An 11,431-nucleotide genomic window follows, 5' to 3' on the forward strand; every position below is an offset into this window, starting at 1 on the left:
AGGATGAAAATATGGCATATCACTACGATTTATTACGATTATTACAAGTGCCGCAAATGGGGGCTCAACGTATAGGGCGATTATTGGCGGAACTCAATTTTGCTGAATTTTGCCACTATGACAAACTTCAACTCAAACAAATAGGTTGGAATGAAAAGCAAATTCAACGTTGGTTTAATCCTGATCAAAAATGGATTGATCAGGCGATGACTTGGTCAGAATTGCCAAATCAGCAAATTGTGACACTCTTTGATGAAAATTATCCGTTTCTCTTAAAACAAATTTCGACTGCGCCACCGTTAATTTATGTAAAGGGAAATGTGGAAAGCCTTTCTCTGCCACAAATTGCGATTGTTGGCAGCCGAGACTATTCTCATTATGGTGAATATTGGGCTGGGCAATTTGCTGCCGAATTAGCTCGCCATAATATTATCATTACCAGCGGTTTAGCCATTGGTATTGACGGTTTTGCCCATCAAAAAATCGTTATGGAACAAGGCATAACGATTGCCGTGTTAGGGAGTGGATTAAATCAAGTCTATCCTGCTCGCCATAAAAAATTAGCCGAACAAATTGTTGATTTAGGTGGTGCATTGGTGTCGGAGTTTTCGCCTAATCAGCCGCCGGTGGCAGAAAATTTTCCTCGTCGTAATCGAATTATTAGTGGTTTGTCGCTCGGCACTTTAGTTATTGAAGCAACGCTTAATAGTGGCTCACTGATTACCGCTCGTTATGCGTTGGAACAAGGCAGAGAGGTTTTTGCCTTACCGAATGCAGTGCAAAATCCGTATGCTCAAGGCTGTCACAAATTAATTAAAGAAGGGGCGTTGTTAGTTGAAACTGTTGAGGATATTTTAGAAGCTGTTGCTCACCAATACCAACCCCAGCAAATCCCTTTGTTTAAAGCGTCTCAAACAGTGGTAAGCAAACCTTTACAAGCGGTGAAAAAAGAGCATTTTTTTGCAAAAAATACGCCAAATTTAACCGCTTGTCAGCAGAGCATTTATCAACATATTAGCTTAGATCCAATTTCTATTGATGATCTAGCAAAGGTAACAGAAATGCCAGTAGAAACATTATTAGTGGAATTGCTCGGGTTAGAATTATTAGGCGTGATTAAGCAGATAAGTGGAGGGTATGTGGTAAACTAATCGCTGTTTATAAAGAAATTTAGCGAAAATATATAAAAGATCGTGGCAACTTTTGTAGAAAATGATAGAATTTAACGCTTTAAAAATAAATGTTCGATTTTTTATTCATTTCTAGGTTATATATGGCTACTGAGATTAAAACAAAGTCCCTTGAACAAGTTGAACACAAAGGGTTAAAAAGTAAAGGCGTGAATACAGTATTATGGGTATTATCGATTGCTCTTTTAGTTGTAGCAGCGGTAGGAAATACTTATTTTGCATCACACTTTTCATTAATTGTTCGAGTGCTTTTATTGGTGGTTTTATTGATTGGGGCAGTAGCACTAGCAGCTATGACTAATCAAGGTCAAAAAGCAATTCATTTTATAAAAGATTCTCGTACAGAGCTTCGCAAAATTATTTGGCCAACTCGCTCTGAGGCAACCCAAACCACGTTAATCGTACTTGCAATGTGCGTGGTGGTAGCATTAGTGCTATGGGGTATTGATTCAATTATTGTAGCATTGATTACATTTTTAACAAATTTAAGGTTCTAAAATGAGTGAAGTAGAAGTAAACGAAAGCAGCTCAAAACGTTGGTATGTATTACAAGCATTTTCAGGTTTTGAAAACCGTGTGGCAGTAACATTACGCGAATACATCAAACTTCATAAAATGGAAGAGCAATTTGGCGAAGTATTAGTGCCAACAGAAGAAGTTGTAGAAAATGTGGGTGGCAAACGCCGTAAAACTGAGCGTAAATTCTTTCCAGGCTATGTGTTAGTTGAAATGGAAATGAATGATGACACCTGGCACTTAGTAAAAAGCGTGCCTCGTGTAATGGGCTTTATTGGCGGAACAGCAGATCGTCCTGCGCCCATTACCAAGCGTGAAGCAGATCGCATTCTAAACCGTGTTCAAGAAACGGCAGAAAAACCACGTCATAGAAAAGAGTTCCAACCAGGTGAAAGCATTCGAGTCACGGAAGGTCCATTTGCAGATTTTGCTGGAACCGTGGAAGAAGTCGATTACGAAAAAGGCCGCTTGAAAGTGTCTGTGTCTATTTTCGGTCGTGCAACACCCGTTGAGCTTGAGTTCGGTCAGGTTGAAAAACAGAGTTAATTAGCGATAAATAGTGCTTGAAAAACGAACGTTAGTTCTTTATAATCCCGACTTCATACGAGCTGTTTAATTTAGCTCGTATTTTTTATGTAAAACACAGGGGAGCTGATTTTCAGCGTTATAACCCACAACAAAGGAAACTAAAATGGCAAAAAAAGTCCAAGCCTACGTTAAACTGCAAGTTGCAGCGGGTATGGCTAACCCATCACCACCAGTTGGTCCTGCATTAGGTCAACAAGGTGTTAACATTATGGAATTCTGTAAAGCATTCAACGCTCGTACTGAGAGCTTAGAAAAAGGTTTACCAATTCCTGTTGTGATTACCGTTTACGCTGATAAATCTTTCACATTCGTTACCAAAACACCTCCTGCAGCAGTATTACTGAAAAAAGCGGTAGGTATCAAATCAGGTTCTGGTAAACCGAATAAAGATAAAGTAGGTACAGTAACTCAAGATCAAATCCGTCAAATTGCTGAAACTAAAGCAGCAGATATGACAGGTTCAACTATCGAAACGAAAATGAAATCAATCGCTGGTACTGCTCGTTCAATGGGCTTAATCGTAGAGGAATAATACAATGGCTAAATTGACTAAAAAAATGAAAGCAATTAAAGCTGGCGTAGATTCTACTAAAGCGTACGAAATCAACGAAGCGATTGCAGTATTAAAACAATTCGCAACCGCTAAATTCGTTGAAAGTGTTGATGTTGCAGTAAACTTAGGTATCGACCCTCGTAAATCAGACCAAAATGTGCGTGGTGCAACTGTGTTACCACACGGTACAGGTCGTACAGCTCGTGTTGCAGTGTTTACACAAGGTGCAAATGCAGACGCAGCGAAAGCAGCTGGTGCAGATTTAGTGGGTATGGAAGATCTTGCAGAGCAAATCAAAAAAGGCGAAATGAACTTTGATGTTGTTATCGCTTCTCCAGATGCAATGCGTGTTGTAGGTCAATTAGGTCAAGTATTAGGTCCACGTGGCTTGATGCCAAACCCAAAAGTGGGTACAGTGACTCCAAACGTGGCTGACGCCGTTAAAAATGCTAAATCAGGTCAGATCCGCTACCGTAACGACAAAAATGGTATTATCCATACGACTATTGGTAAAGCAGATTTCTCACCTGAGCAATTAACAGAAAACCTTCAAGCGTTATTAGCTGCATTAACTAAAGCTAAACCAACAACGGCAAAAGGTATCTTCATCAAGAAAGTAAGCATTTCTACTACTATGGGTGCGGGTGTTGCAGTTGATCAGGCATCACTTTAATTTCTGACAGAAGTTAAAACTTTACAGGGTCGCAGATTATCTGTATAATTTGCGACCTTAACTTGCGAGAGCAAGCTGATGGTGCTTAGCCTATCTAAGCCCCGTCTAAGACTGTAGGGGTGAAAACTTAATAATCCTACATAGATGGTGAACAGACAGAATTTTCTGCTTCTGTACACCTTAGGCTCAGAAGATTGCCGCTTATTACAAGCGGTGATATTTTTGGGATTTTTTGTAAATTCTGCTTGAAAAGGCAGAGTGTATCAGGAGCTAAAACCAATGGCATTAAATCTTCAAGACAAACAAGCGATTGTTGCTGAAGTAAACGAAGCTGCCAAAGGTGCACTTTCAGCTGTTGTTGCGGATTCTCGTGGCGTGACAGTTGAAAAAATGACTGAGTTACGTAAATCAGCACGTGAAGCTGGCGTTACAATGCAGGTAGTGCGTAATACTTTATTACGTCGTGCAGTGGAAGGCACAGATTTCGAATGCTTAAAAGATACGTTTACAGGTCCAACTCTTATCGCATTCTCGAATGAACATCCAGGTGCAGCAGCACGTTTATTCACTGAATTTGCGAAAACAAACAAAGAGTTTGAAGTTAAAGGTGCAGCCTTTGAAGGTAAAACACAAGATGTTGCATTCTTAGCAACCTTACCAACTTACGAAGAAGCAATTGCACGTTTAATGGGCACAATGAAAGAAGCTGCGGCAGGCAAACTTGTTCGCACTCTTGCAGCATTACGCGATCAAATGGAAGCAGCAGCTTAATTTTAAGCACTCTTCTTTATTCGTTTAACAACTTATTTTACTTTAGGAATCGATTGTTATGTCATTAACTAACGAACAAATCATTGAAGCGATTGCTTCTAAATCAGTATCAGAAATCGTTGAATTAATCACAGCGATGGAAGAAAAATTCGGCGTTTCAGCAGCGGCAGCAGTTGCAGCAGCAGCTCCAGCAGCAGCGGCAGCAGAAGAGAAAACTGAGTTTGATGTAATCTTAGCAGAAGCTGGTGCTAACAAAGTTGCAGTAATCAAAGCAGTACGTGGTGCAACAGGTTTAGGCTTAAAAGAAGCTAAAGACTTAGTTGAATCTGCACCTGCAGCCTTAAAAGAAGGCATCTCTAAAGGTGAAGCTGAAGCACTTAAGAAAGAATTAGAAGAAGCTGGTGCGAAAGTAGAAATCAAATAATTTTTGATTTAACTTTCCCCGAACTTCAAGTTCAACAAACCCCGATGGAAACATCGGGGTTTTGTTTTTGTAAGCGGTGATTTTTATCCGATTTTTTGCAAAAAATGGCAGAAAAACGACTGCTTGTTATTAGATTTCAATAGATATGTTTATTGTATAAACATATCTATTGTGCATAAAACCGGCTATTGCAATCAATGAAAAATAAGCATAGTATATACTCTCGATATTTAATGTATATATTGAGGTGTGGTATGCGAACAAAAGTCTTCCAAAGTGGTAATAGCCAAGCGGTGAGGATTCCGTTTGATTTCCGTTTTGATGTAGATACCGTCGAGATTCTACAGGGGCAGAATGGTGATGTTATTTTGCGTCCGGTGAAACCTCAAGCCGATATGGAGTTTCTGGCTTTATTTTCCGATTTTGATGATGATTTTATTCAGGCATTGGAAGATCGTGATACATCTCCACCACAAGAGCGAGATGATTTATGATCTATATGCTTGATACCAATATTTTGATTTATTTAATGAAAAATCGACCGCTTGCAGTGGCAGAACGTGTGGCACAACTTACGCCAAGTGATCAATTAGTTATGAGCTTTATTACCTACGCTGAGTTACTTAAAGGAGCAAATGGCAGTGCTAATCCGGAAAAAGCCTTAGCGAATATCGAAAAGTTGAAACAACGTATTTCAGTTGTTTACCCAAATGAAAAAATCTGTGAATTTTATGGTGTTTGGGCAAATAAATTGAAGTTACAAGGCAAGCCCATTGGTGGAAATGATTTATGGATTGCTTGTCACGCTTTAGCTTGTAATGCGATATTAGTAACGCATAATGTCAAAGAGTCCGAGCGAATTGAAGCATTAAATTGGCAAGATTGGACGTGTTAAAAATGTAGGGGCAAAATATTTTTTGCCCTTTTTGGTATTTGATATTTGAATAGGGCGAAAGATGTTTCGCCCCTACGTTGTCGCAATGATTTAATTAAAATCGCAGTGGTGGGGCAAGCCCCAGTCTACGTTGGGATTATTTGCAAAAAATGGTAGAAAAACGACCGCTTGTTTTTTTATTTTTGAATTAAATCATCTACTGAATAGTCGCTTTTCAGTAGGTCAATTAGGCTGACGTTTAGAGCGTCGGCTATTTTCCCCATCGCATCAATTGAGATGGCTCTTTTCCCTCTTTCGACATCACTTATATAAGCTCGGCTCAGTTCGGCGTCAAATGCTAATGCCTCTTGAGAAATATCCTTTAATCGGCGGATTTTTCTAAGATTATTGGCGAAAGTATGTCGAATCGGGTGGCTGGTCAGCGTTTCATTTTTCATTCTCCTAGTATTGTTTTTAGGGATAAACCTATCAATCTACTAATGAATACTAAATGTAGCCTATCGTTTATATCATTATTCTAATTTCTCGCTAGAATATTTTAAGGAAAATTGAACAAATAAAAATCAATTTTTCAAGGGAGTATACTCCCTTTACTTCCTATTGACATAGGAAGTAAAACATCTCTAATTAAACCATTTCTAAGGATTTATTATGTACAAACAATTTCTTAAATCTATTTTATTAGTTACCGTTGCAACCTTTTCTCTTTCGACTGTGGTGAGTGCTAAGCCAATTCCTAAGAATGCAACATATAATCAAATTTATGATGGTCTTGAAACTATGACTTATACTGTTGACGATTTAATTGCAGCAGTAAAAAAAGGACAGCCTAGTTCTCTAGGATATGTGGCTTATACGTATTTTGAATCCAAGCAACTTGATGATGCGTATAATTATGCTCAAAGAGCGGTTGCTAAAAATGATACTTTAGGTAAGTTTGTTACAGGATACTTATATGCGTTAGGTCATAAAGGTAATTTCCATGAAGGAATACCTTTGATAAAAAAGGCTTGTGTAGATGGTAAGTTGGGACAAAAATTTTCTAAATCAGATTTGATCGTTAACGCATGTAAAACTGCTAAAAACTAATAGGATTAGTCATTATGGTGTTTTTTGTTATTTTAGCTGGATTATTTATTATCGCTGGATTTGGATTGTATTTAGCTCAAGGTAAAATATCTGACTTTGAAATCAGCTCAGTGCAAGTCGGAAAAGTGATTGTTGTTTTATGTATTAGTGGTGGATATGCTCTTACTTTGGGAAATGTAGTGAATATCCAAGGTTTAGAAGCAACCATTAATTATGTTGAATGGGGCTATTATTTCTTAATTTCTATCTTCGCTATCGGTTTTGCAAGCCTATTTTTTGGTAGTAAATTAGCCCAAGATGAAGAGAAAACCCAATAATTTTCCCCATAAAAACAAGCGGTCAAATTGTTGTCAAATTTTGTAAAATCCGCTATAATTCCTAACCTTTTTTAGCAAAAATTGGCTGACGGCTTGACCGGTCAGCCTTTTATGCTTGAACGCAATGGCTGATTTTGTCATTTTAATCAGCAAAAATTGCAAATTTCCTGCCCAATTTGACCGCTTGCAGTAGTGATTTTTGACTGCTTGATTGGCGATTGGAAAATGACATCTCGTACAGTTTTTATAATGCCACTTCCAACCGAGTCTTTCGTGTCGGATTGTGTAATCTCAACCAAAATATATTTCAGAGGCTATCTTAAAAAATGGCATATTCATATTCCGAGAAAAAGCGTATTCGTAAGAGCTTTGGTAAGCGTCCACAAGTTCTGAATGTACCTTATCTATTAACAATTCAGCTTGATTCTTTTGCAAAATTTATCGAAAAAGATCCTGAAGGGCAACAAGGTTTAGAAGCGGCATTCCGTTCAGTTTTCCCGATTGTGAGCAACAACGGTGCAACTGAATTACAATACGTTTCTTATGAATTAGGCGAGCCAGTGTTTGATGTGCGTGAATGTCAAATTCGTGGTACAACCTATGCTGCACCATTACGCGTGAAATTGCGTTTAGTGTCTTACGATCGTGAAGCTGCGGCTGGTACAATCAAAGATATTAAAGAGCAAAACGTGTATATGGGCGAAATCCCATTAATGACCGATAACGGTACTTTTGTAATCAACGGTACTGAGCGTGTTATCGTTTCACAATTACACCGTAGCCCAGGCGTATTCTTCGATTCTGACAAAGGTAAAACCCATTCTTCAGGTAAAGTGCTTTATAACGCACGTATTATTCCTTATCGTGGTTCTTGGTTAGATTTTGAGTTCGATCCGAAAGATAACTTATTTGCTCGTATTGACCGCCGCCGTAAATTGCCAGCAACTATCATTTTACGTGCATTAGGCTACACCACCGAAGAAATCTTAAATTTATTCTTTGAGAAAACTAAATTTACAATTGCCGATAATAAATTATTAATGACGTTAGTGCCTGAGCGTTTAAGAGGCGAAACGGCAACATTTGATATTTCAGCAAATGGCAAAGTATATATTGAAATGGGGCGTCGTATTACTGCTCGCCATATTCGTGCATTAGAGAAAGACAACGTTAGTCAAATTGAAGTGCCTGTGGAATATATCGTAGGTAAAGTAGCAGCCCAAGATTACGTTGATTTATCATCAGGTGAGTTGATTTGCCCTGCGAATATGGAAATGTCAATGGAGATGCTTGCGAACCTTTCAGCGGCAGGCTACAAAGAGATTGACGTATTATTTACCAATGATTTAGATCACGGCCCATACATTTCTGAAACTTTACGTGTTGATCCAACCTATGACCGTTTAAGTGCATTAGTTGAAATTTATCGAATGATGCGTCCAGGTGAGCCACCAACAAAAGAGGCAGCAGAGGCGTTATTTGACAATATGTTCTTCTCAGCAGAGCGTTATGATTTATCTGCTGTAGGACGTATGAAATTTAATCGCTCTTTAGAAATTGCAGAGGGCGTGGGTACAGGCATTTTAAGCAACGATGACATCATCGGTGTAATGAAAAAATTAATTGAAATCCGTAACGGTCGTGGTGAAGTAGATGATATCGATCACTTAGGTAACCGCCGTATTCGTAGCGTAGGTGAGATGGCAGAAAACCAATTCCGTATTGGTTTAGTGCGTGTTGAGCGTGCGGTGCGTGAGCGTTTATCGTTAGGCGATTTAGATGGCGTAACACCACAAGATTTAATTAATGCGAAACCAATTTCTGCGGCAGTGAAAGAATTCTTTGGTTCTTCACAACTTTCGCAATTTATGGATCAAAATAACCCGCTTTCAGAAGTAACGCACAAACGCCGTATTTCTGCATTAGGCCCAGGTGGTTTAACGCGTGAACGTGCAGGCTTTGAGGTGCGTGACGTACACCCAACTCACTATGGGCGTTTATGTCCGATTGAAACCCCTGAAGGTCCAAATATCGGTTTAATTAACTCGCTTTCTGTTTATGCACGTACCAACAATTACGGTTTCTTAGAAACGCCATTCCGTAAAGTAGTAAATGGTCAAGTAACAGAAGAGATTGAATATTTATCAGCGATCGAAGAAAGCAACAATGTTATCGCACAGGCGAACTCAGATTTAGATGAGAACTTCTACTTTACTGACACTTATGTAACTTGTCGTCAGCAAGGTGAATCAGGTTTATTCAAGCCTGAGGAAGTGCAATATATGGATATTTCAACACAGCAAGTCGTATCTGTTGCAGCTGCACTAATTCCATTCTTAGAACACGATGATGCGAACCGTGCATTAATGGGTGCGAATATGCAACGTCAAGCAGTGCCAACATTACGTGCCGATAAGCCATTAGTTGGTACGGGTATGGAAAAACCAATTGCACTTGACTCTGGTGTAGCTATTGTTGCAAAACGTGGTGGTGTGGTTCAGTATGTTGATGCTTCTCGTATCGTGGTTAGAGTAAATGAAGATGAAACTGTTTCAGGCGAAGCAGGTATTGATATTTATAACTTAATCAAATATACCCGTTCTAACCAAAATACTTGTATTAACCAAGTACCTTGTGTGAACCTAGGCGAGCCAGTGGCACGTGGTGAAATCTTAGCAGATGGTCCTTCAACAGACTTGGGTGAATTAGCGTTAGGTCAAAATATCCGAGTGGCATTTATGCCTTGGAACGGTTATAACTTTGAAGACTCAATGTTAGTGTCTGAACGTGTTGTTCAAGAAGATCGTTTCACCACAATTCACATTCAAGAGTTATCTTGTGTCGCTCGTGATACCAAATTAGGGGCAGAAGAGATCACGGCGGATATTCCAAATGTAGGTGAATCTGCATTAAGCAAATTAGATGAATCAGGTATTGTTTATATTGGTGCTGAGGTAAAAGGTGGCGATATCTTAGTTGGTAAAGTCACCCCTAAAGGTGAAACTCAATTAACACCAGAAGAGAAATTATTGCGTGCAATCTTTGGTGAAAAAGCCTCTGATGTTAAAGATTCATCTCTTCGTGTGCCAAACGGTACTTCAGGTACGGTTATTGATGTTCAGGTATTTACCCGTGATGGCGTAGAGAAAGATAAACGTGCGAAAGAAATCGAAGAAATGCAACTTCGTGAAGCGAAGAAAGACCTCGCGGAAGAGCTAGAAATCTTAGAAGCTGGTTTATTCACTCGTGTTCGTAGCCTTTTAATTGAATGTGGTGTGAAAGAGTCTTCATTAGATGGCGTTGCCCGTGAAAAATGGTTAGAGCAAACTCTTGAAAACGAAGCGAAACAAAATCAATTAGAGCAGTTAGCAGAACAGTACGAAGAGTTACGCAAAGAATTTGAACGCAAACTTGAAATTAAACGTAACAAGATCATTCAAGGCGATGATTTAGCACCAGGCGTGTTAAAAGTAGTTAAAGTTTATCTTGCGGTGAAACGTCAAATTCAGCCAGGTGATAAGATGGCAGGTCGTCACGGTAACAAAGGTGTTATTTCGAAGATCAATCCTGTTGAAGATATGCCATATGACGAAAACGGTCAGCCAGTTGAGATCGTATTAAACCCGCTAGGCGTACCGTCTCGTATGAATATCGGTCAGATCTTAGAAACCCACTTAGGCTTAGCGGCTCGTGGTATTGGTGATCAAATTGATAAAATGATCAAACAACAGCAAGAAGTAGCAAAATTGCGTGAGTATATGCAAAAAGCCTACGATTTAGGCCACGGATCACAGGTTGTTGATTTAAGTACTTTCTCTGATGAAGAAGTGATGCGTTTAGCTGAAAATTTACGTAAAGGTTTACCGCTTGCAACCCCAGTATTCGATGGTGCTGTTGAGACTGAAATCAAAGGCTTATTAGAATTAGGTGGATTACCAACTTCAGGTCAAATCACGCTTTATGATGGCCGCACAGGGGAGAAATTTGAGCGTCCAGTAACCGTCGGTTATATGTATATGCTCAAATTAAACCACTTAGTGGATGACAAAATGCACGCACGTTCAACTGGTTCTTATAGCCTAGTTACTCAGCAACCGTTGGGTGGTAAAGCTCAGTTCGGTGGTCAGCGTTTCGGTGAGATGGAGGTTTGGGCATTAGAAGCATACGGTGCGGCTTACACACTTCAAGAAATGCTTACAGTGAAATCCGATGATGTGAACGGTCGTACGAAGATGTACAAAAATATCGTAGATGGCACACATTATATGGAGCCAGGTATTCCTGAGTCATTTAATGTAATTACCAAAGAGATCCGTGCATTAGCGATTGATATGGAGTTAGACGAAGCGTAGTTTCGTTATTCGCAAAATGTGTAATGGCGTGGGTATGCTATTACAGATGATTTTGAGACAAAC

General features: G+C 39.3%; 13 protein-coding genes. 12 read left to right on the plus strand and 1 reads right to left on the minus strand.

All coding sequences use genetic code 11. From position 1 onward, the window contains the following. Positions 1-11: 11 nt before the first annotated feature. The 9 genes from dprA (at position 12) to HV560_RS03190 (ending at position 5,610) form a co-directional block, all read left to right on the plus strand. Positions 12-1,151 carry a DNA-processing protein DprA gene (dprA, locus tag HV560_RS03150; protein ID WP_176812130.1) on the plus strand — a complete coding sequence of 380 codons (1,140 nt, stop codon included), beginning with the start codon at positions 12-14 and terminating at the stop codon, positions 1,149-1,151. 122 nt (positions 1,152-1,273) lie between these two features. Continuing rightward, positions 1,274-1,687: a preprotein translocase subunit SecE gene (gene secE, locus HV560_RS03155; protein ID WP_176807919.1), complete on the plus strand. Its 414-nt coding sequence runs from the start codon at positions 1,274-1,276 to the stop codon at positions 1,685-1,687. A 1-nt stretch (position 1,688) separates the two neighbouring features. Next, complete coding sequence (gene nusG, locus HV560_RS03160) at positions 1,689-2,252, plus strand: transcription termination/antitermination protein NusG (RefSeq protein WP_176807920.1); 564 nt, start codon at positions 1,689-1,691, stop codon at positions 2,250-2,252. 145 nt (positions 2,253-2,397) lie between these two features. Continuing rightward, positions 2,398-2,826 (plus strand): 50S ribosomal protein L11, encoded by a 429-nt coding sequence (rplK, locus tag HV560_RS03165; protein ID WP_159628945.1) that lies wholly within the window; start codon positions 2,398-2,400, stop codon positions 2,824-2,826. A gap of 4 nt (positions 2,827-2,830) precedes the next feature. Further along, positions 2,831-3,520, plus strand: coding sequence for a 50S ribosomal protein L1 (gene rplA, locus HV560_RS03170; protein ID WP_176807921.1), 690 nt, complete (start codon positions 2,831-2,833; stop codon positions 3,518-3,520). Between the two features lie 279 nt (positions 3,521-3,799). Then, the gene (gene rplJ / locus HV560_RS03175) at positions 3,800-4,291 is read left to right on the plus strand and encodes a 50S ribosomal protein L10 (RefSeq protein WP_159628947.1); all 492 of its coding nucleotides are present in this window, start codon (positions 3,800-3,802) and stop codon (positions 4,289-4,291) included. Between the two features lie 58 nt (positions 4,292-4,349). Continuing rightward, positions 4,350-4,715, plus strand: a complete 366-nt coding sequence (gene rplL, locus HV560_RS03180; RefSeq protein ID WP_005621166.1) for a 50S ribosomal protein L7/L12 — start codon at positions 4,350-4,352, stop codon at positions 4,713-4,715. 254 nt (positions 4,716-4,969) lie between these two features. After that, the gene (locus tag HV560_RS03185) at positions 4,970-5,209 is read left to right on the plus strand and encodes an antitoxin (protein WP_025235144.1); all 240 of its coding nucleotides are present in this window, start codon (positions 4,970-4,972) and stop codon (positions 5,207-5,209) included. Continuing rightward, positions 5,206-5,610 (plus strand): type II toxin-antitoxin system VapC family toxin, encoded by a 405-nt coding sequence (locus tag HV560_RS03190; protein ID WP_176809344.1) that lies wholly within the window; start codon positions 5,206-5,208, stop codon positions 5,608-5,610. The genes HV560_RS03185 and HV560_RS03190 overlap by 4 nt, the downstream gene beginning before the upstream one ends. 176 nt (positions 5,611-5,786) lie before the next feature. On the opposite strand, the gene HV560_RS03195 is transcribed toward HV560_RS03190, so the two are convergent. After that, a complete protein-coding gene (locus tag HV560_RS03195) occupies positions 5,787-6,047 on the minus strand; it encodes a helix-turn-helix domain-containing protein (RefSeq protein WP_176807923.1) in 261 nt (86 codons plus the stop codon). A gap of 214 nt (positions 6,048-6,261) precedes the next feature. On the opposite strand from HV560_RS03195, the gene HV560_RS03200 reads away from it, so the two are divergent. The 3 genes from HV560_RS03200 (at position 6,262) to rpoB (ending at position 11,368) form a co-directional block, all read left to right on the plus strand. After that, positions 6,262-6,699 carry a hypothetical protein gene (locus tag HV560_RS03200; protein WP_176812131.1) on the plus strand — a complete coding sequence of 146 codons (438 nt, stop codon included), beginning with the start codon at positions 6,262-6,264 and terminating at the stop codon, positions 6,697-6,699. A 14-nt stretch (positions 6,700-6,713) separates the two neighbouring features. Beyond that, the gene (locus tag HV560_RS03205; protein ID WP_176812132.1) at positions 6,714-7,016 is read left to right on the plus strand and encodes a hypothetical protein; all 303 of its coding nucleotides are present in this window, start codon (positions 6,714-6,716) and stop codon (positions 7,014-7,016) included. Between the two features lie 326 nt (positions 7,017-7,342). Next, positions 7,343-11,368 carry a DNA-directed RNA polymerase subunit beta gene (gene rpoB, locus HV560_RS03210; protein WP_176812133.1) on the plus strand — a complete coding sequence of 1,342 codons (4,026 nt, stop codon included), beginning with the start codon at positions 7,343-7,345 and terminating at the stop codon, positions 11,366-11,368. Positions 11,369-11,431: the final 63 nt, after the last annotated feature.

Origin of the sequence: Mannheimia pernigra (assembly GCF_013377995.1) — a bacterium.
In the GTDB taxonomy this organism is placed as follows: Bacteria; Pseudomonadota; Gammaproteobacteria; order Enterobacterales; family Pasteurellaceae; genus Mannheimia; species Mannheimia pernigra.